The 24230-nt window shown below is 74.3% G+C and carries 17 protein-coding genes and 4 tRNA genes; 14 read left to right on the forward strand and 7 right to left on the reverse strand.

Going from position 1 to position 24230, the window contains the following annotated elements; genetic code table 11:
• Positions 1-260 precede the first annotated feature (260 nt).
• On the forward strand, positions 261-2192 hold the full coding sequence (locus ABEB06_RS09430) for a DUF2264 domain-containing protein (RefSeq protein ID WP_345696361.1): 1932 nt from the start codon (positions 261-263) through the stop codon (positions 2190-2192).
• 14 nt (positions 2193-2206) lie between these two features.
• A complete protein-coding gene (locus ABEB06_RS09435; RefSeq protein ID WP_345696362.1) occupies positions 2207-2989 on the forward strand; it encodes a sugar phosphate isomerase/epimerase family protein in 783 nt (260 codons plus the stop codon).
• Positions 2990-3049: 60 nt separating this feature from the next.
• On the opposite strand, the gene ABEB06_RS09440 is transcribed toward ABEB06_RS09435, so the two are convergent.
• Entirely contained in the window at positions 3050-4873 is a 1824-nt protein-coding gene (locus tag ABEB06_RS09440; protein ID WP_345696363.1) for an alkyl/aryl-sulfatase, read from the reverse strand.
• Between the two features lie 58 nt (positions 4874-4931).
• Positions 4932-5954 carry a serine hydrolase domain-containing protein gene (locus ABEB06_RS09445; RefSeq protein ID WP_345696364.1) on the reverse strand — a complete coding sequence of 341 codons (1023 nt, stop codon included), beginning with the start codon at positions 5952-5954 and terminating at the stop codon, positions 4932-4934.
• A 353-nt stretch (positions 5955-6307) separates the two neighbouring features.
• On the opposite strand from ABEB06_RS09445, the gene ABEB06_RS09450 reads away from it, so the two are divergent.
• On the forward strand, positions 6308-7399 hold the full coding sequence (locus ABEB06_RS09450) for a vWA domain-containing protein (protein WP_345696365.1): 1092 nt from the start codon (positions 6308-6310) through the stop codon (positions 7397-7399).
• A 37-nt stretch (positions 7400-7436) separates the two neighbouring features.
• Here the strand turns inward: ABEB06_RS09450 and ABEB06_RS09455 are convergent, their stop codons facing one another.
• Positions 7437-8507, reverse strand: coding sequence for a substrate-binding domain-containing protein (locus ABEB06_RS09455; protein WP_345696366.1), 1071 nt, complete (start codon positions 8505-8507; stop codon positions 7437-7439).
• Between the two features lie 170 nt (positions 8508-8677).
• Here ABEB06_RS09455 and ABEB06_RS09460 point away from each other — a divergent pair, with 170 nt between their 5' ends.
• The gene (locus ABEB06_RS09460) at positions 8678-10663 is read left to right on the forward strand and encodes a carbohydrate binding domain-containing protein (protein WP_345696367.1); all 1986 of its coding nucleotides are present in this window, start codon (positions 8678-8680) and stop codon (positions 10661-10663) included.
• 68 nt (positions 10664-10731) lie between these two features.
• On the opposite strand, the gene ABEB06_RS09465 is transcribed toward ABEB06_RS09460, so the two are convergent.
• The 3 genes from ABEB06_RS09465 to ABEB06_RS09475 all read right to left on the reverse strand — a co-directional run bounded on the left by ABEB06_RS09465 (position 10732) and on the right by ABEB06_RS09475 (position 15154).
• Positions 10732-12342 (reverse strand): M4 family metallopeptidase, encoded by a 1611-nt coding sequence (locus tag ABEB06_RS09465; protein WP_345696368.1) that lies wholly within the window; start codon positions 12340-12342, stop codon positions 10732-10734.
• A 119-nt stretch (positions 12343-12461) separates the two neighbouring features.
• Positions 12462-13547: an NAD(P)-dependent oxidoreductase gene (locus ABEB06_RS09470; RefSeq protein WP_345696369.1), complete on the reverse strand. Its 1086-nt coding sequence runs from the start codon at positions 13545-13547 to the stop codon at positions 12462-12464.
• The gene (locus ABEB06_RS09475) at positions 13544-15154 is read right to left on the reverse strand and encodes an ABC-F family ATP-binding cassette domain-containing protein (RefSeq protein WP_345696370.1); all 1611 of its coding nucleotides are present in this window, start codon (positions 15152-15154) and stop codon (positions 13544-13546) included. The genes ABEB06_RS09470 and ABEB06_RS09475 overlap by 4 nt, the downstream gene beginning before the upstream one ends.
• Positions 15155-15455: 301 nt before the next feature.
• On the opposite strand from ABEB06_RS09475, the gene ABEB06_RS09480 reads away from it, so the two are divergent.
• The 3 genes from ABEB06_RS09480 (at position 15456) to ABEB06_RS09490 (ending at position 18507) form a co-directional block, all read left to right on the forward strand.
• A complete protein-coding gene (locus tag ABEB06_RS09480; protein WP_345696371.1) occupies positions 15456-17093 on the forward strand; it encodes an ABC-F family ATP-binding cassette domain-containing protein in 1638 nt (545 codons plus the stop codon).
• Positions 17094-17134: 41 nt separating this feature from the next.
• Positions 17135-17806, forward strand: a complete 672-nt coding sequence (locus tag ABEB06_RS09485; protein WP_345696372.1) for a nitroreductase family protein — start codon at positions 17135-17137, stop codon at positions 17804-17806.
• Positions 17807-17913: 107 nt separating this feature from the next.
• Positions 17914-18507, forward strand: a complete 594-nt coding sequence (locus ABEB06_RS09490) for a GNAT family N-acetyltransferase (protein WP_345696373.1) — start codon at positions 17914-17916, stop codon at positions 18505-18507.
• Positions 18508-18564: 57 nt separating this feature from the next.
• Here the strand turns inward: ABEB06_RS09490 and ABEB06_RS09495 are convergent, their stop codons facing one another.
• Complete coding sequence (locus ABEB06_RS09495) at positions 18565-19521, reverse strand: aldo/keto reductase (RefSeq protein WP_345696374.1); 957 nt, start codon at positions 19519-19521, stop codon at positions 18565-18567.
• Positions 19522-19786: 265 nt separating this feature from the next.
• On the opposite strand from ABEB06_RS09495, the gene ABEB06_RS09500 reads away from it, so the two are divergent.
• The 7 genes from ABEB06_RS09500 to ABEB06_RS09530 all read left to right on the forward strand — a co-directional run bounded on the left by ABEB06_RS09500 (position 19787) and on the right by ABEB06_RS09530 (position 24211).
• Positions 19787-21313: a carbohydrate binding domain-containing protein gene (locus tag ABEB06_RS09500; protein WP_345696375.1), complete on the forward strand. Its 1527-nt coding sequence runs from the start codon at positions 19787-19789 to the stop codon at positions 21311-21313.
• Positions 21314-21400: 87 nt separating this feature from the next.
• On the forward strand, positions 21401-22288 hold the full coding sequence (locus tag ABEB06_RS09505) for an SCO6745 family protein (RefSeq protein ID WP_345696376.1): 888 nt from the start codon (positions 21401-21403) through the stop codon (positions 22286-22288).
• A gap of 45 nt (positions 22289-22333) precedes the next feature.
• A tRNA-Val gene (locus ABEB06_RS09510) sits at positions 22334-22408 on the forward strand.
• Positions 22409-22422: 14 nt separating this feature from the next.
• Positions 22423-22494: transfer RNA gene (locus ABEB06_RS09515), tRNA-Ser, on the forward strand.
• Between the two features lie 32 nt (positions 22495-22526).
• Positions 22527-22600: transfer RNA gene (locus tag ABEB06_RS09520), tRNA-Glu, on the forward strand.
• Positions 22601-22608: 8 nt separating this feature from the next.
• Positions 22609-22687 (forward strand) — tRNA-Trp (locus ABEB06_RS09525).
• A gap of 159 nt (positions 22688-22846) precedes the next feature.
• A complete protein-coding gene (locus tag ABEB06_RS09530) occupies positions 22847-24211 on the forward strand; it encodes an SDR family NAD(P)-dependent oxidoreductase (protein ID WP_345696377.1) in 1365 nt (454 codons plus the stop codon).
• Positions 24212-24230: the final 19 nt, after the last annotated feature.

Here is a 24230-nt window from a genome sequence, read left to right on the forward strand (position 1 = left end):
CTGGTCGGGCTGGGTTGACCGCTATCTTGGGTCGGGTCGCGATCAGAGTCAAGAGATCTGGATCAAATGATCCGATCTGATCAGCGCCCGATCGGCCGATCAACCGCCATTGAGCTTGGAAAATGGCCCCTGGAGGGCCAGGTTACGATCCGATCAACGCGATCGCTTGATCAGCTGCTCTTGACTCCCGATCACCCGCTTCCTAGATTCGGCACGACGCCCACGCGCCCACGACGCCCCCGGCCACCCAAGGACGTGCGATGCAGCTGCCCCCCGAAGACCGCGAGCTCAGCCCGTACACCGGCTGGACCAGGGCGCACTGGGAGGCCGCCGCCGACCGGCTGCTGGCCGCCGTCCACCCGCACGCGAGCCCCGGCCGGGCCCTGATCAACCTGCCCGGCACCCGCCCCAGCTGGTCCGGCCGCCGCTCGGACGGCCTGGAGGGCTACGCCCGCACCTTCCTGCTCGCCGCCTTCCGGGTCGCCGGCGCCGGCGGCGCCGACCCGCACGGCCTGCTGGAGCGCTACGCCGCCGGCCTCGACGCGGGCACCCGCACCCCCACCGCCGAACGCGACCTCGCCGACGGCGACACCGAGTCCTGGGGCCGGATCGAGGACCGTTCCCAGCCCATGGTCGAGGCCGCCTCCGTCGCCGTCGCCCTGCGCCTCACCCGCCCCTGGCTGTGGGACCGCCTCGACGACGGCGTCCGCGAACGGGCCGGCCGCTGGCTCGCCGACGCGCTCCGCCGGCAGCCGCACGACAACAACTGGTGGCTCTTCCCGCTCTCCGTCGGCGGCTTCCTCGCCGAGGCCGGCATCGAGACCGACGCGGCGCGGGCCGCCGTCGACCGCGGGCTCGACGCGATCGAGCAGTGGTACCTCGGCGACGGCTGGTACACCGACGGCCGCCCCCGCGCCCTCGACCACTACAACGGCTGGGCGCTGCACCTGTACCCGGTGCTGCACGCCTGGGCGGGCAAGGACGCCGGCCTGCTGGAGCGCTACGGCGCCCGGCTCGCCGAGCACCTGGAGGGGTACGCCCGGCTCTTCGACCGCAGCGGGGCGCCCGTCCACCAGGGCCGCTCGCTCAGCTACCGGTTCGCCGCCGCCGCGCCGCTGTGGGCCGGAGCGCTCGCCGACCGCACCCCGCTCTCCCCCGGCGCCACCCGCCGGCTCGCCTCCGGCGCCCTGCGCTACTTCCTCGACCGGGGCGCGGTCGGCGCCGACGGCCTGCTCACCCTCGGCTGGCACGGCCCCTACCCGCCACTGGTCCAGCCCTACTCCGGGCCCGCCTCCCCGTACTGGGCCTCGAAGGGCTTCCTCGGGCTGCTGCTGCCCGCCGAGCACCCGGTCTGGACGGCGGTCGAGGAACCCGGGCCGAGCGAGCGCGCGGACGCGGTCACCGCGCTGCCCACGGCGGGCTGGCTGATCCAGTCCACCGCCGCCGACGGCCTCGTCCGGCTGCACAACCACGGCAGCGACGACCAGCTCGCCGCCGGCAGCGCACCCGAACCCGCCCCCGACGACCCGCTCTACGCCCCGCTCGCCCACTCCACCCGGACCGGGCCGACCGACGGCGACAACCGCTTCGCGCTGCTCCTCGACGGCACGCCGACCGGACGCGGCCGGATCACCCCGCTCGGCGCCGGGCCCGGCTGGGCCGCCTCCGCCCACCACCCCCGCCCCGGCACCACCGTCACCTCGCTCACCCTCGCCCGCGGCGCCGACGAGCTCCGCGTCCACCTGGTCACCGGCGCCCCCGCCGACACCCCCGTCCGGGCGAGCGGCTGGGCCGCGGCGGGCAGCCGGGTCGCCGCCGAGGCGGAGGGCCCGCACGCCCGGGTCCGGGCCGTACCGGTCCCCGCCGCCGGGTCCGCCCCGTCGGACACCTCGGACGCGCCGCTGCTCAGCGAGGTGCACGGCCTGCGCGGATTCGCCGGCGCCGCGGTCACCGACGTGCCGGCGGGCACCGCGTACGGCCCGGCCGCGGCGGTCCCGGAGCTGCACGGCACGGTCGGCGACGGGCTGTCCGTGGCGGCCGTCCGGCTGACCGCCGCCGAGCAGCCGTTCACCCCGCCCGCGGTCACCGCCGAACCCTCCGGCAGCGCCTGGCAGGTGACCGTCCACTGGCCCGACGGCGGCACGCACCGGGCGGAGCTCGCCACCGCCGCCGTCACCGTCCGCGCCGACTAGCCGGGAGACCCGCCGTGCCGATCGCCTTCTCCACCCTCGGCGTCCCCGGACTGCCGCTCGCCGACGCCCTGCGGCTGGCCGCCGACAGCGGCTGGCAGGGCCTCGAACTGCGCTCCGCGCCGGGCGAACCCGTCCACCCCGGCCTCGGCCCGGCCGAACGCCGCACCGCCGCACGCGCGTTCACCGCCGCCGGGATCACCCCGCTCGCTGTCGCCGGTTACGTCGGCATCGCCGAGCCCGGCCCGGACGCGCCCCTGCTCGCCGAGCTGAACGGCCAGTTGGAGCTCGCCGCCGACCTCGGCGCCCCGTACGTCCGGGTGTTCCCGCGCGGGGGCGACGGACCGGCCGCCGGGGCGGACGCCCGCGCCGCGCGCCGGCTCACCGCCACCACCGCCCGGGCGGCCGGTCTCGGCGTCCGGATCCTGGTGGAGACCCACGACTCGCACCGCTCCGGCCACGACCTCGCCCGCCTGCTCGCCACCGCCGGCTCCCCCGCGGCGGGCGCCCTGTGGGACCTGATGCACACCCACCTCGCGGGCGAGACACCCGCCGAGACCCACCGCGCGCTCGCCCCGCACCTCGGCTACGTCCAGGTCAAGGACATCGCCTCGACCGCCGACCTCACCCCGCTCCCGCTCGGCACCGGCGTCCTCCCGGTCGCCGACTGCCTGCGCCTGCTCCCCGGGGGCAGCTGGGTCTCCTGGGAGTACGAGGCCCCCTGGCACCCCTCCGCCGCCCCGCTCCCGCCCCTGCTCCCCACCGGGGCGGCCCTCCTGCGCTCGCTCCACCCGGGGTAGCGGAACCGCGTGCGGCCCGGTCCCCGTCGGGGGTCCGGGCCGCGCGGGTGGGGGTGGGGATCAGGGGGTGACGACGGCGAAGTTCGGGTCCGGGGTGTCGAGGAGGGCGACCAGGCGGGCGAGGACGGCGGGGTCGCCGTCGAGGGTGATGCCGTCCAGGCCCTGACCGGCGAGGACGCCGAGGAGTTGGGGCTTGGTGAGGGTCAGGGTGAGGTCGGCGGGGTGCTCCGGGTCGGCGGAGGACGGGAGGGGCCGGTAGGTGAGGGCGCCGTTGGAGAGGGTGAGGCGCCAGGCCTGCTCCAGGTCGGTGATCCGCCAGTCGACGGTGAGGCGGGTGTCCCAGGCGCGCGGGCCGTCGATCCGGATCGCCAGCGAGTCGATCAGCTGCTCGACCGTCAGGGCGAGGGTCACTTCCGGGTTGCCGAGGTTGATGTCGACCTCGGCGAGGGTGCCGCGCAGTTCCATCGCGGCGGTGAGGTAGAAGTTGCGCCAGGTGCCGTTCTCGGCGCCGTGGCCGAGCCGGTCGTAGACCTCGGCCAGCGCCTCGCGGGCCGGGCGGTGCTCGGGCTGGGCGAAGACGGCGTGGTTGAGCAGGGTGGCGGCGAACCGCAGGTCGCCGGCGGCGGCGTACTCGCGGCCCTTGGCGGTGATCGCGGCGATGCCGCCGTAGTCGGCGGTGAAGCGGCGGGCCTGTTCGACCGGCGGGTGCTCCCACAGGTGGGCCGGGTTGCCGTCGAACCAGCCGAGGTAGCGCTGGTAGATCGCCTTGACGTTGTGGCTGACCGAGCCGTAGTAGCCGCGGGTGGACCAGGTCCGTTCGACCGCCAGGGGCAGGGTGATCTCCTCGGCGATCTCCGGGCCGGTGAGGCCGCGGTTGAGCAGGCGCAGCGTCTGGTCGTGGAGGTAGGCGTAGACGTCGCGCTGCGCGGTGAGGAACGCGGTGATGTCCTCCCGGCCCCAGGTCGGCCAGTGGTGGGAGGCGAAGACCACCTCGGCGCGGTCGGCGAAGAGGTCCTGGGCCTCGGAGAGGTAGCGGGCCCAGATCCGCGGGTCGCGGACCAGCGCGCCGCGCAGGGTCAGGATGTTGTGCAGGGTGTGGGTGGCGTTCTCGGCCATGCACAGGGCCCGGCGCTGCGGGAAGAGGAAGTTCATCTCGGAGGGCGCCTCGGTGCCCGGGGTGAGCTGGAAGACGATCTCCACGCCGTCGATGGTCTCCCGCTGGCCGGTGCGGGTGATGTCGAGGGTCGGCGCGACCAGGCTGACCGTTCCGGTGGATCCGGCGGCGCCGAGGCCGCAGCCGATCTGCCCGGCGGGGTGGACGGGCAGGCCGATGCCGTACATGAACATGGCGCGGCGGGTCATGGCGGTGCCGGCGTAGACGTTCTCGCTGACGGCGTGCTCCAGGAAGCCGGCGGGCGCGAGGACCGGGACCGTGCCGTCCCGGCCGTGCGGGACGATCGCCCGGGCGCCGCCGAAGTGGTCGGCGTGCGAGTGGGTGTAGATCATCGCGGTGACCGGGCGGTCGCCGCGGTGCTCGCGGTACAGGGCCAGGGCCGCGGCCGCGGTCTCGACGGAGATCAGCGGGTCGATGACGATCACCCCGGTGTCTCCCTCGACCAGGGTCATGTTGGACATGTCGAGGCCGCGCACCTGGTAGATGCCCTGCGTCACCTCGTACAGGCCGTGCCGGGCGGTGAGCTGTCCCTGCCGCCACAGGCTCGGGTTGGCGGTGTCCGGGCACTCGGCGTCCAGGAAGGCGTACGCGGCGGCGTCCCACACCACCCGGCCGTCCGGGCCGGTGATCCGCGGGTCCGCGAGGGTGCCGAGGAAGCCGCGGTCGGCGTTCTCGAAGTCGGTCGTGTCTGCGAAGTCCAGGTCCGTCATGTGGGCCAGACTAGGGTGATATGTCCGATTTATTCAGGCGCCGCGCCTCGGCGCCGGGTCAGGCGGCGCCCTGCAGCTCGGTGAGCAGTTCGGCGGCGGAGTCCACCGGGCGGGCCGTGTTGGCGAGGGCCAGCACGCCGACCCCGCGCTCCGGGTCGAAGCCGAGGTACGAGGTGAAGCCGCCGGTGCCGCCGTTGTGCCAGTAACGCCGGTGGCCGCCCTGCCGGGGGTGGAGGCGCAGGCTCATCCAGCCGAGGTGGACCGCGGCCACCGGGGCGACCGGGTGCTCGACGGTCCGGGTGAGGGCGATCGCCTCGGCCGACTCCCCCCGGCCGGGGTCCAGTTGCTCCTGGAGGAAGCGGGCCAGGTCGGCGCCGGTCGACCGCAGTCCGCCGGCCCCGGCGAGGTCGGCGAGGTGCCAGTGCGGGACGGGCCGCAGCCGGGCGGAGTGGCCCTGCGCGGTGCGGGCCGGATCGGAGTCGAGCCGGGTGTCGGTCAGGCCGAGCGGGCCGGTGATCAGGCCTCCGACCAGGTCGCCGTACGTGCCGCCGGCCCGGCGGGCGAGGGCGAGGCCCAGCAGCCCGGCCCCGAGGTTGGAGTAGCGGAACCGCCGGCCCGGGACGGCGCCGAGCCGGGTGCGGGCCAGGCCGTCCAGCAGCCGGTCGGCGGTGCAGCCGGCGTACGGGTCGGGTGCGTGCGGGCGGAGCAGGGCGCCGAGCAGCATGCCCTTCGGGAGGCGGGGCAGGCCGGAGGTGTGGGTGGCGAGGTCGCGCAGGGTGATCGGTACGCCGTCGCGGGCGGGGACGCGGGCCCCGGCCGGGAGCAGGTCGGCGAGCGGTTCGTCGAGGGCGGTGGCGCCGGCCACGGTGAGCCGGGCGAGCGCGAGCGCGGTGAACACCTTGGTGACCGAGCCGATCTCGAACACCGTGTCCGGGCCGGGCGCCGCACCGTCGGGGCCGCCCGTGCGGCCGGCGCCGCGGATCTCGGTCGCGCCGCCCGCGACGGCGGCCACCACCACGCCCGCCCGCTGCTCGGCGAGCCGGTCGGCGGTGTGCTGCACGAGGTCACCCAGGTCCGTCATGTCCGCCACGCTAGCCGCGACCGGGTGCGGCCGGGATCACCCGGCGGGTCGATCCGGCGGGCCGCCGCCTCCTCCGCGCGGCGTACGCGGCCCCCGGCCGACCGGCCGGGGAAACCGACCCGGTGACCGGCCGGGCGTCCGGTCGGCATTCGGCCGCCGTTCGGCCGGTCGGGGCGGGTTGGCGCATTTCCGGCGGGCACCCCGGAAATCAGCGCCGCGCGCGGCCGGGGAGTTCCCGGAATGTCCGTCAGAACCGGTGTCCGCCCAGGTCGGAGGGGACTGTCAGTGCCGCACCGTAGTGTGGAACCAACGTCGGAGGGGGCGCCGAAAAGGCGTTGGGAAGGGGTATTTCCATGGTTTCCAAGAAGATCAAGCACAAGGTCAACCACGTCTCCCTGGTGGTGGACAATTCCGGGTCGATGCGCAAGCACGAGGCGCAGCTCGTCCGGGTGGTGGACGAGTTCGTGAAGGGCCTCCAGGAGGAGTCCGACCGCCTCGGCCACGAGACCCGGATCAGCCTCTACTCCTTCGACCACGAGGTGGAGAACCTGGTCTGGGACATGGACGTCAAGCACCTGCCGTCCCTGCGGGGCCTCTACCGGGTCGACAACGGCGCGACGGCGCTGATCGAGGCGGCCGTGAAGTCCATCGACGACCTCAAGAACATCTGGGAGGGGTACGGCGAGCACTCCTTCCTCCAGGTCGTCGTCACCGACGGCGAGGAGAACGCCTCGGGCTGCTCGGAGACCGGCCAGATGCACGTCCGGATGGGCGGCAAGCGGGGCGCCGCGGTCCTCGACAAGTGGCTCGGCCGGATCCGCGGCGCGATGGACGCGCTGCCGGACCACTGGACGTCGGCGATCCTGGTGCCCAACTCGCTGGCCAAGCGCACCGCCCAGGAGTACGGCTTCCCCGCGGGCAACATCGCGATCTGGGACGCGGACTCCACCCAGGGCGTCGAGGAGGCGATCGGCACCGTCAAGTCGGCCGCCACCAGCTTCCTGCGCGGCCGCGAGCAGGGCGTCCGCGGCACCAAGAACCTCTTCGCCATGGGTCAGGACCTGAGCGCGGCCGACGTGAAGGCCAACCTCGACGCGCTGGACAACGGCAAGTACATCCTCATCCCGGTCGACCAGCAGTCGCCGATCCGCGAGTTCGTCACCAGCGCCGGCCACGCGTACAAGACCGGCTGCGCCTTCTACGAGCTCTCCAAGCGCGAGAAGATCCAGGGCAACAAGCAGCTCGCCGTGGCGGAGAAGGACCCGGCCACCGGCCGGATGACGGGCCGGGTGTTCTCGGGCCCGGCGGCCCGTCAGCTCCTCGGCCTGCCGCAGGCGGAGGCCACGGTGAAGCCGGGCGACAACCCGTCCTACACCGTGTTCGTCCAGTCGACCTCCGTCAACCGCAAGCTGGTGACGGGCACCAAGCTGCTCGTGCTGCTCTGACCGGCCGCGGGCCCGGGGGCCCGGGGGGGGTGGACCGTCAGCTGCCGCCGCAGGAGGTGCGGATCTTGAGCTCGGGGAGGAGTTCGAGGTGGTGGCCCGGCATCGGGGCGGCGGCGGCGAGACGGCGGAGCAGCAGCTCCAGGGCGGTGGCGCCGACCGTGCGCTTGGGCGGGGAGACGGCGGTGAGCGGGGGCGCGGCGAGAGCGGCGAAGACGTCGTCGTAGGAGATCAGCGCGACGTCGTCGGGCACCCGCAGGCCGCGGACCCGCAGCAGCGGCGGGAGCTGGATGGCGTCCTGGTCGTTGTGCACGATGAAGGCGCGGATGCCCTGCTCGACGGCGCCGGCCAGCTGGTCGGCGGACCACTCGGAGTCGGTCAGGCCGAACGGGGTGCCGGGCCGGTGGGTCTCGATCACCGGGTGCGGTTCGAGGCCGAGCAGGCGGACGCCCTCGGCGTAGCCGGTGCGGACCTGGTGGGCGGTCCAGGTGTCGTCGCGGGCGGCGAGCGCCACGGTGCCGTGGCCGAGCGCGGCGAGGTGCCGCAGGGCGAGCAGGACGCCGTGGCGGTGGTCGGAGCCGACCGCGTCGAGCTCGGCGCCGGGGCTGCCGGGGAGGGCCTTGCGCTCCACCAGGACGGCGGGGACTGGCAGGTCGCCGAGCCAGTCGTGCTGGTCGGGATCCTGGTCGGGGCGCCAGTTCGGGGTGAGCAGCAGGCCGTCGACGGCGGATTCGAGCAGCCGGTCGACCTGGGCGCGGTCGTCCCGGGCCTCGTACGGGGCGATGCCGAGGACGAGGCGGGCGCCGGCGGCGGTGGCGGCGGAGCGGGCGCCGGCGATCACCTCGTCGAAGTAGGAGCCGACGGTGGGGACGAGCATGCCGATCACCCGGTCGCGGCCGGGGCCGGTGCGGCCGGAGGGGCCGCTGTCGGGGAGGGCGACGGAGCCGTGCGAGCGGTGGAGTTCACCCGCGTCGGCGAGGGCGGCGACGTCGCGGCGGACGGTGACCGCCGGGATGGCGAGCCGGTCGGCGAGGTCGACGACGCGTACGCTGCCGAGCTCGCGGACGGCCTTCAGGATCCGCGCCCGCCGTTCGTCCGCCGAGCTGCTCATCGGGTCCCCTTCACTGACTCGGTCATGCACACGAACCTGTCCGATCAATTTGTATCATTCGATCGGCTTTCGATCGAGTGCTCTGGATGTATTGACTCGATCACGCAGCCAAACCTACGGTGCGGGGCGGGCGCCCACCCCCACCCTCTCCATTCTCGGGAGTCCCCACCATGCTCCTGCACCGCACCGCGCTCACCGGCACCCTCGCCGCCGCGCTGCTCCTCCCCCTCGTTCCCGCCGCCACCGCGGCGGCCGCCCCGGCCACCTGGTACCTGGACTGTTCGGCCGCCTCGGACGGTACCGGAAGTCAGACCAGCCCGTGGAACGGTCTCGGCACCGCCAACGCCCACCTCTTCCAGCCCGGTGACAAGCTGCTGCTCAAGCGCGGCGCCACCTGCACCGGTACGCTGAAGCCGCAGGGCTCCGGCACCGCCGGGGCGCCGATCACCCTCGCGGCGTACGGCACCGGCACCGCCCGCCCGGTGGTGGCCGGCAACCCCGCCTCCACCGAGAAGGCCGCCGTCCACCTCTACAACGTCGAGCAGTGGGAGATCCGCGACCTGGAGATCACCTTCGCCGACACCAACGCCACCAAGCGGGAGCGCAACGGCCTGCTGGTCGAGGTCGCCGACCTCCCCGACGGCGTCGGCACCCACTACCTGGTCGACGACGTCCACGTGCACGACGTCAACGGCGACGCCACCAAGTGGTCCAACGGCATCCAGTTCCGGGTCTCCGGCACCACCACCCCTACCAACTTCGACGACGTCCTGGTCCAGAACTCCCGGATCGAGCACGTCGACCGGGAGGGTCTGACCAACCGCTCCACCTGGATGTGCCGGCCGAGCTACGGCACCGGCGACGGCTGCGGCACCACCGTCAACTGGCGGGCCAGCACCCGCCTGGTCTTCCGCGGCAACACCGTCAGCGACACCGGCGGCGACGGCATCGTGGTCCGCGCCGCCGACCACGCGCTGGTCGAGCACAACACCGCGTACGACATCGCGATGCGCCCGATGGGCTCCAACGCCGGCATCTGGACCATCAACTCGGACTCCACCACGATCCAGTACAACGAGGTCCACCACGTCCGCCGGCTGTCCGACAACAACGACGGCATGGCCTTCGACTCGGACTACGGCAACACCGGCGCGCTGTTCCAGTACAACTACAGCCACGACAACGAGGGCGGCTTCATGCTGTTCTGCGGGGCGTGCGGCGCCGGGTCCAGCTCGACCGGGACGGTGGTCCGGTACAACCTGAGCCGGGCCGACAGGAGCCGCTGGCTGTTCGCGGTCGGTGAGAAGAACGCCCGGATGTACAACAACACCGCCTACCTGCCGAGCGGTTCGACCGCGGCGGTGGTCCAGCAGGGCTCGGGCACCTCGACCACCCTGCTGTCCGGCAACGTGTTCGCCAACCTGGGCACCGGCGGGTACACCGGCTTCGGGTCCAGCGCCTACAAGCCGGGCGACTTCACCTGGGACTCCAACCTGTTCTGGGGCAACCACCCGGCCAACGAGCCGACCGACCCGGGCAAGGTCACCGCCGACCCGAAGTTCGCGAACCAGGCGGGCACCGCCGCCGCCGACTTCGCCCTGGCGGCCGGCTCCCCGGCCCGCGGGGCGGGAGCGGTGGTGGCCGGCAACGGCGGGCAGGACTTCTTCGGCGCGCCCGTCCCGCAGGTCTGCCGGCCCGACCAGGGCTTCCAGCAGGCGGGGTCCTTCGACGACGCGGCCTGCGCGGCGCCCGACCCGGTGCGCAACGGCGGCTTCGAGTCCGGCGCGATCGCCCCGTGGACGTACTACGGCGGGGTGGTGCTGGACACCGCCAACGCGCACTCCGGCACGTACGCGGTGAAGGTCGGCCCGGCCCAGGCGGCGGCCGAGCAGGTGATCACCGTCAAGCCGGGCACCACGTACCGGCTGTCCGGCTGGGGCAAGGTGTCGGCGGCCGGCAGCGAGCTCTCGCTCGGCGTGAAGCAGTACGACGCGCTCGGCTCCACCACCCGGGCGGCCTTCACCGCCACCGCGTACGCACAGGGCTCCACCACCTTCACCACCGGGGCGAACACCACCACCGCGCGGATCTACTGCTACGCCCGCAGCGGCACCGGGTACGGCTACTGCGACGACGTCACCGTCACCCAGCTCTGACGTGGTGCCGAACGACGGAACGGCCCGGTCCGTGGGGACCGGGCCGTTCCCGTGCGGCCGGGGCGGGGTCAGGAGACGCTGACCGCGCTCCACGCCGCGGCGACCGCGTTGTACTCGGTGCTGCCGCTGCCGTACAGGTCCTTGGCGGCGTTCAGGGACGCGGTGCGGGCGCCCTTGTAGTCCGTGGTGGAGGTCATGTAGACGGTCAGCGCCCGGTACCAGATCGCGGCGACCTTCTGGTTGCCGATGCCGGTGACGGTGGAGCCGTTGCAGGTCGGCGAGTTGTAGTTGACGCCGTTGACGGTCTTCGCGCCGCTGCCCTCGCTGGCCAGGTAGAACCAGTGGTTGCCGACGCCGGAGGAGTTGTGCACGTCGAGGCGGCCGACCGACTTGCTCCAGCAGTCGGCCGAGCGGCCGTCCAGCGAGGGCTTGTCGAAGCGGCGCAGCCACGGCGGGGTGGACTGGTCGGAGAACAGGTAGTCGCCCTTGTCGTACGCGTTGTTGGCGTAGAACTCGACCATGGTGCCGAAGATGTCGCTGGTGGCCTCGTTGAGGCCGCCGGACTCGCCGCTGTAACGCAGGTTGGCGGTGGCGCTGGTGACGCCGTGGGTCATCTCGTGGCCCATGGTGTCCAGGTCGACCTGCTCGGGGTCGGTGGTGCCGTCGCCGTCGCCGGTCATCATGCAGAAGCAGGCGTCCGACCACTGGGCGTTGTCCCAGTTGGTGCCGACGTGGACGAAGACGGTGGCGCCCTTGCCGTCGTTCTTGATGCCGCTGCGGCCGAAGGTGTTCTTGTAGTAGTCGTACGTCCAGGCGGTGTTGGCGTGGGCGTCGACGGCGGCGGTGGCGCGGTCGGTGGAGAACTTCTTCCCGTCGCCCCAGACGTTGTCGGCGTCGGTGTACAGCGTGCCGGAGGTGGCCTTGATGCTGCTGGACGACAGGTTGTGGGCGTCCTTGGTGACGTGGCCGCGCACCGGGTCGATCAGCGCGTACGTGCCGTCGGCCTGCAGGGTGTCGGCGAAGGTGATGTCGCCGGTGTACTCGGAGTGGCCGGTGCCGGTGGCGGAGGCCTGGTGCTCGGTGGCGAGCTGCTCGATCTCGGCGCCGGTGATGGCGTCGGTGACCACGATCCGGCCGGAGGGCTGGCCCTGCTTCCCGGTGCCGCTCACGGTGGTCTGCCAGGCGAGCCGGGCGGTGCCGTCGGCGGCCCAGACGACCAGCTGCGGGGTGGAGGTGGCGGCGGTGACGTCCTGGCCGACCGCGCCGAGCGCCTTGGCGGCGGTGGTCTGCGCGGGGACGGCGGGGACGGTGGTCTTCACGGCCGGGTTGTGGCCCTTGGCGCGCGAGGAGTCCTTGAGCCGGCCGTGCGGGTCCTGGTGGACCACCAGGTCGCCGCCGATCACCGGCAGGCCCTGGTAGGTGCGGTCGAAGCGGACGTGCTGGGTGCCGTCCGCGTCGATCACCACGTCCTTGACCTGCAGGTCCTGGCCGGCGCCGAAGCCGAACAGGTCGGCGTTGCGCGAGACGTTGGCCTTCGCCTTGGCGATGGCGGTGTCCCGGCCGTTGGCGGCGTCGGCGACGGTGGTGAACTGCACACCGGCCGCGACCAGGGCGGCGGTGGCGGCCAGGGCGCCGGCGGTGAGGGTGCGGCGGCGCGGGGAAGAGGAGGAGGGGCTCACTCTGTACTCCAGTCGGGTAGCTGCTGGGTAGCCGAGTCAGAGCCTGTCCGTGAACAGCCAAACAGTTCTATGAACAGAATGGACCGTCACCATTTCGCAATCGGCCCCCTCCTGACTCCTCACCGGCGGCCCGGGCCGGCCTCCCCGAGGAACTCCGCGAAGGCCCGCACCAGGCGCCGCGAGGACTCCTCCACCGCCGACCTGGTCATGCCCGCGGCGTGCGGGGACAGCGTGCAGAACGGGTTGTCCGCGAGCGGCGAGGCGAAGCCCGGCCCCTCCTCGTCGAAGACGTCGACGGCCGCCCGGGACGGGCCGGACAGCGGGTCCCGCAGCGCCCGGTCCAGCGCGGCTTCGTCGACCACGCTCGACCGGGCCGTGTTCACCAGCACCGACCCGGGCCGCATCAGCCGCAGCCGCTCGGGCCCGATCAGCCCCCGGGTCTCCGCGGTGGCCGGCACGTGCACGGACACCACGTCGCAGGCGGCCAGCAGCTCCTCGACCGTCCGCACCCGTCGTCCCGGCCAGCCGGCCGCCCGCTCGGCGGTGAACCGGGGCGACCCGTGCACCAGCACCTCGGCCCCGAACGCCCGGCCCAGCTCCGCGACCCGCCGGGCGATCGCCCCGGAGCCGATCAGGCCGAGCCGGGCGCCGGCCAGGCTCCCGGTGGGCAGGCCGTCGACCGCGTCGCCCCAGCGGCCGGCGCGCAGCGCGTCCGACCGCCGGGAGACTCCGCGCAGCGCGTCGAGGACCAGCGCCAGCGTCAGTTCCGCCACGGCCGCCGCGTTGGCGCCCGGGGTGGTGCGGACCGCGACGCCGAGGCGGTCGGCCGCCCCGGCGTCGAAGGTGTCGGCCCCGGACGCGGCCCGGCCGGCCAGGACCAGGCGCCGTCCGAGGCCGGCGGCGGTGGCCCGGGCCAGGACCGCGGCGGTGAGCGGGATACCGGCCCGGCACTTCAGGGCGTCGAACCCGGCCCCGCCGGACTCGAGGGCGCACGCCAGCTGCTCCTCCGCGAACCCGTCGAAGTCCACCGTCGCCCACCGGGCCGCGATCTCCGCCCGCAGGCCGGCGTCGCCGATCCGGCGGAGGTTGACGGTGGGCTCCAGGCCGAGCCCGTGGAGGGCGTCCAGCTCCGGCAGGGCCAGGACGCCCGGGGCCGGGTCCACCACGAGGACCCGGCCCGGGAGGCGGAGCGTGCCGGGGGTCACCGCGGGTCCACCGTGCGCAGTTCGCCCCCCTCGAGTTCCATCCAGCGGGTGATGCCGAGCCCGCGCAGGAACGGCAGGTCGTGGCTGGCCACGATCAGCGCCCCGCGGTAGCCGGCCAGGGCCTGGGTGAGCTGGCGCATGCTGGCCAGGTCCAGGTTGTTGGTCGGCTCGTCGAGCATCAGCAGCTGCGGCGGCGGGTCGGCGAGCAGCAGCGCCGCGAGCGTCGCCCGGAAGCGCTCGCCGCCGGACAGCGTCGCCGCGCTCTGGTCGGCCCGGGCGCCGCGGAACAGGAAGCGCGCCAGCCGGGCCCGGACGGCGTTGTCGCTCTGCGCCGGGGCGAACGCCTTCACGTTGCCGAAGACGCTCAGCCGCCCGTCGAGCAGGTCGAGCCGCTGCGGCAGGTACCGCATCGGCACCGGCACTCCCACCTCGCCCTCGACCGGGGCGAGTTCGCCCGCGATCGTGCGCAGCAGGGTGGACTTGCCGGAGCCGTTGCGGCCGATCAGCGCGATCCGCTCGGGGCCGCGCAGTTCGAGGTCGGCGGCCGGCCCGTGGGCGAGCCGCACCCGGTCGAGGACGAGCACCGTGCGTCCGGCGGGGACGGCGGTGCGCGGCAGGTCGATGCGGATCTCCGCGTCGTCGCGCACCGCCTCCTCGGCGGCGGTGAGCCGGTCCTTGGCGTCGTTCAGCCGGTCGGTGTGCATGCCGGCGAGCCGGCCCGCGGTGTTCTGTGCCCGGTTCTTCATGCCACCCGCGATGATCTTGGGGTCGTTGCGGGTGACGGCCATCTTCTTGCCGTAGCTGGCGCTGCGGTCGGACCGGATCCGGGCCTGGACCAGGTCGCGCTGCTGCCGGCGGACGTCCGCCTCGGCGCTGCGCACCAGCCGCTCGGCGGTCTCCTGCTCGGCCGCCAGGGTCGCCTCGTACGCGGCGAAGTTGCCGCCGTACCAGGTGACCTCGCCGCCGCGCAGGTCGGCGATCTGGTCGACGTGCTGGAGCAGCTCGCGGTCGTGGCTGACCACCAGCAGCACGCCGGGGAAGCCGGCCACCGCCTCGTACAGCCGGGTCCGGGCGACCCGGTCCAGGTTGTTGGTGGGCTCGTCGAGCAGCAGCACGTCGGGGCGGCGCAGCAGCAGCGCGGCGAGGTGGAGCAGCACGGCCTCGCCGCCGGACAGGTCGGCGGTGCTGCGGTCGAGGCCGAGTGCGGTGAGGCCGAGCCGGTCGAGGGTGGCGCGGGCGCGCTCCTCGACGTCCCAGTCGTCGCCGACGGCGGTGAAGTGCCGCTCGTCGGTGTCGCCGGACTCGATGGCGAGCAGGCCCTCGCGGGCCGCCCGGATGCCGAGTGCCTCGTCCACCCTCTGGTCGTTGGCCAGCGTGAGGTCCTGCGGCAGGTAGGCGACCTCGCCGGCGATCCGGACGGTGCCGGAGGTCGGGGTGAGGTCGCCGGCGATCAGCCGGATCAGGGTGGACTTGCCCGCGCCGTTCAGGCCGATCAGGCCCGTCCGGCCGGGGCCGACCGCGAGGTGGAAGCCGTCCAGCACGGGGGTGCCGTCGGGCCACTCGAAGGACAGCTCGGTGCAGAGGATGGAAGTGGTCGGTTGCGCCATGGTGTGGGCCTCCTGCGTGGTCGCCGTGGGTGTGGGGACTGCACGGGGAGACACCGCGGGGGTACGGGAACGCAGGGGTCCGGAAAACAGAAACGGCCCGCTCGACGCTGAAGTCGTACACCCGACCGCACGCCTGCCATCTCGGTGGCGGCGCGACGCGGTGTCTCGTGACTTCAGAGGAGCAAGGGCCTTCTCCAAACGCGGGGAGTTCTTTCCGACGCCCCCAACGGTAGGGACCGCCCGCGGGGGGCGCAAAGGGTTTTTCGGGGGCACGGCCGGGGCCGACTAAACTCGGCCCATCATGACTGCCACTCTCGTCGCCAAGGATCTGAGCGCCGGCCACGGCGACCGCACCCTCTTCTCCGGCCTGGACCTGGTCGTCGCCCCGGGCGAGGTGATCGGCCTGGTCGGGGTGAACGGCGCGGGCAAGTCCACCCTGCTGCGGCTGCTCGCCGGGCTGGACACCCCCGAGGGCGGTGAGCTGCGGCTCAGCCCCGCCACCGCCAACGTCGGCCACCTGCCGCAGGAGCCGGACCGCCGCCCCGGCGAGTCGGTGCGCGCCTTCCTGGCCCGCCGCACCGGCGTGGCCGCCGCCCAGGCCGAGCTGGACGAGGCGACCGAAGGCCTGGTCGAGGGCCGTCCGGGTGCCGACGACGCGTACGCCGAGAACCTGGACCGCTGGCTGGAGCTGGGCGGCGCCGACCTGGACGAGCGGGCCGAGGAGATCGCCGGCCAGCTCGGCCTGAAGGTCTCGCTGGACCTGCCGATGACCGCGCTCTCCGGCGGCCAGGCGGCCCGCGCGGGCCTCGCCTCGCTGCTGCTCTCCCGCTACGACGTCTTCCTGCTGGACGAGCCCACCAACGACCTCGACCTGGACGGCCTGGAGCGGCTGGAGGCCTTCGTCAAGGGCCTGCGCGCGGGCACCGTGCTGATCAGCCACGACCGCGAGTTCCTGGCCCGCACGGTCACCCGGGTGCTGGAGCTGGACCTGCACCAGCGGCAGGTCAACCTGTACGGCGGCGGCTACGAGGCGTACCTCGAGGAGCGTGCCGTCGCCCGCCGGCACGCCCGCGAGGACTACGAGGAGTACGCCGACACCAAGGCCTCGCTGGAGGCCCGGGCGCAGATGCAGCGCAACTGGATGGAGCACGGCGTCCGCAACGCCCGCCGCAAGGGCTCGGACAACGACAAGAAGGCCCGCGCGACCCGCGCCGAGTCCACCGAGAAGCAGGCCTCCAAGGCCCGGCAGACCCAGCGCATGATCGAGCGCCTGGACGTGGTCGAGGAGCCCCGCAAGGAGTGGGAGCTGCGGATGGAGATCGCCTCCGCGCCGCGCTCCGGCTCGGTGGTCGCCACCCTGCGCGGGGCCGCCTGCACCCGGGGCGACTTCGCCTTCGGCCCGGTCGACCTGCAGATCGACTGGGCGGACCGGGTGGCGATCACCGGCGCCAACGGCGCGGGCAAGTCGACGCTGCTGGCGGCGCTGCTCGGCCGGCTCGACCTGGACGGCGGCAGCGCCGCCCTGGGCTCGGGCGTGCTGGTCGGCGAGGTCGACCAGGCGCGCGGCCTGTTCCTCGGCGAGGAGCCGCTGTCCGACGCCTTCCAGGCCGCCGTGCCGGACCAGAACCCGGAGGAGGTCCGCACCCTGCTGGCGAAGTTCGGGCTGAAGGCCGCGCACGTGCTGCGTCCGGCCGCCACCCTCTCCCCCGGCGAGCGGACCCGGGCGGCGCTGGCGCTGCTGCAGGCCCGCGGGGTCAACCTGCTGGTGCTGGACGAGCCGACCAATCACCTCGACCTGCCCGCGATCGAGCAGCTGGAGTCGGCTCTCGCCTCGTACACCGGCACCCTGCTGCTGGTCACCCACGACCGGCGGATGCTGGACACCGTGTCGGTCAACCGGCGGCTGGTCGTCGAGAATGGTCTGGTCCACGAGCACTGAGCCCTTCCCCTGACGCACCGTCATGTGCTCTGCTGACGGCCATGGTTGACAGTGCATCGGCGACGGCCCATCCGACCGTCCCGCTCCGGCCCATGACGGTGCCCGCCCAACAGGCGGCGGACCGCTGCCGTACCTTCCACGACGTGATGGCCCAGCGCCGGACCGTCCGCGACTACGCCACCGATCCGATCCCGGACGGGGTGCTGGAGTGGGCGGTCCGGACCGCCGCCACCGCGCCCAGCGGGGCGCACGTCCAGCCCTGGCGGTTCGTGGTGGTCACCGACCCCGAGCGCAAGCGGAGGCTGCGCGAGGCGGCCGAGGCCGAGGAGCGCGAGTTCTACGGCCGCCGGGCGTCCGAGGAGTGGCTGGCCGCGCTCGCCCCGATCGGCACCGACTGGCACAAGCCGTTCCTGGAGGACGCGCCCGCGGTCATCGTGGTCTTCGAGGTGCACAAGGGCCCCGACACGCCCCGGCCGTACTACGTCAAGGAGTCCGTCGGCATCGCGGTCGGGCTGCTGCTGGCCTCCCTCCACCAGGCCGGACTGGCCACCCTCACCCACACGCCCAGCCCGATGCGCTTCCTCAACGAGGTGTGCGAGCGCCCGGCCGAGGAGCGCGCCGCCTACGTCATCCCGGTCGGCTACCCCGCGCCCGGCGCGCGGGTGCCGGACCTGCTGCGCAAACCGCTGGAGGACGTCCTGGTCCGGCTCTGATCCGGCACTGCTCCGACGCCGATCCGGCTCCGATCCGGCTCCGGTCCGCACCGGCCGGTCGGGGAAAGCGCTGGTCAGGGCGGTACCGGGTGGCCCATACTCCGATCATGAGCCACTCCCCGGACGCCCCTGACAGCACGCCCCGACCGGTCACCACCGGCCGCCCGCCCGAGTTGCTGCCGCTCTTCGACGGCTACCGGCTGCGCCGCCGCCGGCGCTCCGACGCGGCCGGCCTGAACGCCACCGTCACCACCAACCTGGAGCACCTGCGCCCCTGGATGCCCTGGGCCGGCCGGGCCCCCGAGATGGCGCAGAGCGTGGAGATGGCCGCCGCCGGCGAGCGGATCTGGGACGAGGGCACCGACTTCATGTACGTGGTCGACACCGCCGCCGACCCCGCCGCGGTGCTCGGCGCGTTCGGCCTGCACGGCCGGATCGGCGCGGGCGCGCTGGAGCTCGGCTACTGGGTGGACGCCGCGCACACCGGGCGCGGCATCGCCACCGGCGCGGCCCGGGCGCTCACCGAGGCCGCGCTCGCGCTGCCCGGGATCGTGCGGGTGGAGATCCACTGCGACGAGGCGAACACCGCGAGCGCCGGCGTCCCGCGCCGGCTCGGCTACCGCTTCGACCGGGTCGAGGAGGTCCCGATCAGCGCCCCGTCCGAGACCGGCCGCCGGCAGATCTGGATCCGCGAGCGCTGAGCCTCCGGGAGGCCCCGCCGTGCGTCCTGCGCGCGGCGGGGCCCGCACTGCACCGGCTCAGTAGCGGGAGCCGACCGCCGGGGGCAGCGCGTCCAGCTCCGCCAGGTCGGCCGCGGTGAGCCGCACGTCGGCCGAACCCGCGTTGTCCGCGAGGTACTTGGGCGTCTTGGTGCCCGGGATCGGCACCACGTACCGGCCCTGGGCCAGCACCCAGGCCAGCGCCACCTGCGCGGGCGTCGCCCCGTGCCGGGCGGCGATCTCCTTCACCTTCTCCACCAGCGCCAGGTTGGCCGCCAGCGCGTCCGCCTGGAAGCGCGGCAGGTTGGAGCGCCAGTCGTCCGCCGGAATGTCCTCGGCCGAGGCGAACCGGCCGGTCAGGAACCCCCGGCCGAGCGGGGAGAACGGCAGGAAGGCGATGCCGTGCTCCTCGGTGTACGGCAGCACCTCGTCCAGCGCGTCGCGGGTCCACAGCGACAGCTCGGACTGCACCGAGGCCACCGGGTGCACCGCCCGGGCCCGCTCGATCTGCTCCACCGTCACCTCGGACAGGCCGATCCGCAACGCCTTCCCCGCCCGCACCGCCTCCGCCAGCGCGCCCCAGGTCTCCTCGATCGGCACCGCCGGGTCGACCCGGTGCAGCTGGTACAGGTCGACGTGGTCGGTGCCCAGGCGGCGCAGGCTGTCGTCGATCGAGCGCCGCACGTGCTCCGGCCGGCCGTCGTTGCCGATCCGCGCCCCGCCGGTGCCCGGCACCAGGCCGACCTTGGTGGCCAGCACCGCCCGCTCGCGGAACTCGCCGGCCAGCGCCTTGCCGACCAACTCCTCGTTGTCGTACGGGCCGTAGATGTCGGCCGTGTCGATCAGCGTGGACCCCAGGTCGAGCGCGGCCCGGATCACCTCCACCGAGGTCGAGTCGTCCCGGCCGTTGGGGTCGTACGCCCAGGTCATCCCCATGCAGCCGAGCCCGACCACGCCGACCTCGGGTCCGCCGCTGCCCAGTGTGGTGGTACGCATCGCCCTCACTCCTCTTCGTTCCGAACCGGTCGTGCGGGAACCAGCCTGTCCCTTGGAGTGCACTCGAAGTCAAGCGGACCGGGCCGGAACCTCAAGGTCTGGTCAAACCGGATGAGTTCGCTTGACGTGCACAAGTGGTCCAGTCCATTTTGAACGCGGAGCCGCCCGACCCGGCACCGCGTCAGGACCGAACCCCCACATCCGCTCCGCCCGTGACGCCCCGTCCACGTCCCGGCCGCCGCGGCACGTCCGAAAGGCAACCCCCATGCCACGCGAGCTCCACCGCCACGCCGCCCGGCGGCGTTCCGTCCTCGTGCCCGCGCTCTGCGCCGCCGCACTCGCCGCCGGCGGCCTGGCCGGCCTCGGCGCCACCGCCGACGCCGCCGCGACCAACCTGCTCGCCGACCCCGGCCTGGAGTCCGGCGCGCTCGGCGCCTGGAGCTGCGCCGGCGGCACCGGCACGGTCGTCAACTCGCCCGTGCACGGCGGCTCGTACGCGCTGCGCGGGGCGGTCTCCGCGTCCGGTACCGCCCAGTGCAGCCAGACCGTCGCCGTCCGGCCGAACACCACCTACTCGCTGAGCGCCTGGGTGCAGGGCCAGTACGTGTACCTCGGCGCGACCGGCAGCGGCGTCACCGACCCCGCCACCTGGACGCCCGGCGGCAGCTCCTGGCAGCAGCTGTCCACCAGCTTCACCACCGGCGCGGCCACCACCAGCGTCACCGTCTACCTGCACGGCTGGTACGGGCAGGGCGCGTACACCGCCGACGACATCGTGCTCTCCGGCCCCGGCGGAACGCCCACCGGCCCGCCGCCGAGCAGCTCCTCGCCGTCCCCGTCCGCCTCGGCCTCGGCGTCCGCCTCCGCCTCCGCGTCGCCGTCGTCCACCGCCACCGCTCCCCCGCCGAACGTCGCCGTCCCGGTCGCCCCCTACGTGGACCTGGGCTCCTGGCCGACCCCGGTGCTGACCGACCTCGCGGCGGCGGGCAACCTGAAGTCCTTCACGCTGGCGTTCGTCACCTCCACCGGCTGCAGGGCCACCTGGTTCAACGCCTACAACCCGCGCAGCGGCTGGGGCAAGGACCAGATCGACGCCCTGCGCGCGGCCGGCGGCGACGTCAAGGTCTCCTTCGGCGGCGCCTCCGGCACCGAACTCGCCCAGGCCTGCTCGACGGTGGACTCGCTGTTCGCCGAGTACGACGCGGTGGTGAAGGCGTACGACCTGAGGTACGTCGACTTCGACATCGAGGGCGCCGCGGTCCCCGACACCGCCGCCAACGACCGCCGTTCGGCGGCGCTCGCCAAGCTGCAGCAGGCCCACCCCGGCCTGAAGGTGTCGCTCACCCTGCCGGTGCTGCCGGAGGGCCTGACCGCCGAGGGGGTCTCCGTGGTCCGCTCCGCCCGCGACAAGGGCGTGGACCTGGACCTGGTCAACGTGATGGCGATGGACTACAACCGGCCCGCCACCGACTACGGCGACGACGCCGTGCAGGCCGCCCAGTCCACCCACGACCAGATCAAGGCGCTCTACCCCGCCAGGACCGACGCCCAGCTGTGGGCGATGACCGGCGTGACCCCGATGCTCGGCGAGAACGACGACCACGGCGTCTACAACCAGGCCGACGCCCAGCAGCTGGTGGCCTTCGCCAAGCAGAAGCACCTGGGCGTGCTGGCGTTCTGGGAGATGACCCGCGACCGCAACGCCTGCACCGGCGGCCCGCTCTACAAGTGCACCAACGTCGCGCAGAGCCCGTACGAGTTCTCGAAGATCTTCGCGCAGTACTCGGGCTGACCTCCCGTCAGTTCCCGTTGGACAGGCCCGTCCGGGTGGTGTTCGATCGGTGGTCGTCCCACCCCGAACACCACCCGGGAGGCAACCGTGCCCTTCGACCGCGCCCTGCCCCGCCGCGCCTGGCACCACCTGGAGCCCGCCCACGCGGTGCTGTACTTCGCTCCGGAGGCGTTCGCCGAGGCGGCCCGGCTCGGGTACGACGTCGAGGACCGCTGGCCGAGCTACTTCGCCTGGCGCGCCGCCCCGCTGGGCGCCGTCGGCGCGGAGCTCACCGCCGCCGCCTTCTACAGCTTCAGCCCGGCCGCGGTCGCCCGCCACGTCCCCGCCGCCTGGGCCGTGGCCGAGCCGGCGGCCGTCCTGGACGCCCGCCTGCGGGCCGTGGACGCCACCTACCGGGCCCTGTTCGGCGAACCGGCCGGGATGCCCGACCTCGCCGAACTGGTCGGCCTGGCGCGGCGCGCCGCCGACGCCGCGGCCGCCGACAGCGCCGGGCGGCCGCTCACCGCCGCCAACGCGGCGCTGGGCCCGGCCGAGGAGCCGCACCTCGACCTCTGGCAGGCCCTCACCGTCCTGCGCGAGCACCGGGGCGACGGACACCTGGCCGCGCTGATGGCCGCCGGGCTCGACCCGTGCGAATCCCTGGTCTCCTTCGCGGCCATCGGGGCCGCACCGGCCGCCAACTTCGCCGGCCGCGGCTGGACCGGGCAGGAGTGGGCCGCCGCGACCGAGCGGCTGGCGGCCCGCGGCTGGGTGGACGCGGACGGCGCCGCCACCGAGCGGGGCCGGGCCGGGCGCAACGAGGTGGAGCGGCTCACCGACCAGCTCGCCGCCGCACCCTGGCGGGCCCTCGGCACCGCGGGCACCGAACGCTTCATGGAGTTGATGGTCCCGCTGTTCCTGGCCGTCATCCGGTCCGGCCTGCTGCCCGCGCAGAGCACCCTGGGGGTCACCACCGTTCCCGCACCGACCTGGTAGCCGCGGGCGCCGGCGCCTCCGGCGCGCGGTAGCATCACTGCCGCCCCCGGGCGTGGGCGCAGAGGCAGACGCCGCCGCCCCCACAAGGCGGAGCACGCCGGTTCGAATCCGGCCCCCGGGCGGCTCAGGTGCACGGGCCCGTAGCGCAGAGGCAGACGCAACGTCCTGCTCGGACGTCCACGCCGGTTCGAATCCGGTCGGGTCCACGCCGTTCCCCGCGCTACCATCCGTACCGTCACCCGGGCGTAGCGCAGGGGCAGGCGCGCCGCCTTCTCAGGGCGGAGCACGCCGGTTCGAATCCGGCCCCCGAGTGGCAGCCAGGGCCCCGTAGCGCAGAGGCAGACGCGACCGGTCTCCAGAACCGGGGGGACGCCGGTTCGAATCCGGCCGGGCCCACCAGCGCGGAATCCGCTTGCCGACCGCCGCGGCCGAGCGGCTAGCATCCCTCTCACCCCCGGGCGTAGCGCAGAGGCAGGCGCGGCGCGATGGCATCGCGCAGACGCCGGTTCGAATCCGGCCCCCGGGCGGCACCCGACGCAGGCCGCACCCGGAGGAACGATGTCGCAGGTCGAGCTGGACGACGCGGAGCTGGCCGCGTTCGACCGGACGGTCGGGCGGCTGCGGGCGCTGCCCGCCGACCATCCGGTGCGGCTGCGGGCCGAGCGGGTCGCCGAGTCCTTCGTCCGGGACGGCCGTCGCGGCCGCCGGCAGGAGCGCCGGGAGACCGCGACCGACGCCGACGCCGCGCTGCTCGCCGCGACCGCCACCGGCGCCAGGGGCCGCCGCGAGGACGCGCCGCTGGCGCCGCCGCCCGCCGCCGGCCCGGTGGGCGAGCTGCGCCGCTCCCGGCGCTGCTATGTCTGCAAGTCGACTTACCGTCAGGTGGACGGCTTCTACCACCTGCTCTGCCCGGCCTGCGCGGCGGACAACACGGCCCGCCGGGCGCTCTCCACCGACCTGCGCGGCCGCCGGGCGCTGCTGACCGGCGGCCGGGTCAAGATCGGCTTCCAGCTGGCCCTGATGCTGCTGCGGGACGGCGCGGAGCTGATCGTCACCAGCCGCTTCCCGCACGACACGGTCCGCCGCTTCCGGGCGGCCGAGGGCAGCGAGGGGTGGCTGGACCGGCTGCGGGTGGTCGGCATCGACCTGCGCGACCCGCGCCAGGTGCTGGGCCTGTGCGAGCAGTTGCGCGCCGACGGCCGGCCCCTGGACATCCTGGTGAACAACGCCGCCCAGACCCTGCGCCGCCCGCCCGAGGCGTATGCGGTGCTCGCGGCGGGCGAGGACGGCCCGGCCCCGGCCCTGGTCTCGCACGCGCCCGGCTTCACCCCGATGCCCGCGCTGACCGCCGCCTGGCCCGCCGCCGAACTGGCGCCCGCCGCGATGGACGGCCGGGTGCTGCCGGCCGTGGACGAGGCCGGGCTGCTCCCCGACACCGCGGCGGCCAACTCCTGGTCCGCGACGCTCGGCGGCCTGGACCCGGCGGAGGTGCTGGAGACCCAGCTGGTCAACGCGCTCGCGCCGGCGCTGCTCTGCGACCGCCTGCTGCCGCTGCTGCTGGCCTCCCCGCGCCCCTCCCGGTACGTCGTCAACGTGACCGCCGTGGAGGGCCGGTTCGCGGTCCGCAACAAGATGCCCGGCCACCCGCACACCAACATGGCGAAAGCGGCGCTCAACATGCTGACCCGCACCAGCGCCGCCGAACTGGCGGGCCGGGGCGTGCACATGTGCGCCGTGGACACCGGCTGGATCACCGACGAGAATCCGCTGCCGAAGAAGTCCCGGCTGGCCGCGCACGGCTTCCGCACCCCGCTGGACATCGTGGACGGCGCGGCCCGGGTGTACGACCCGATCGTCCGGGGCGAGGCGGGCGACCCGCTCTCCGGCGTCTTCCTCAAGGACTACCGGGTGGCGGAGTGGTGACCGGCCGGCCGCCGGCGGG

The organism is Kitasatospora terrestris (assembly GCF_039542905.1).
Classification (GTDB): domain Bacteria; phylum Actinomycetota; class Actinomycetes; order Streptomycetales; family Streptomycetaceae; genus Kitasatospora; species Kitasatospora terrestris.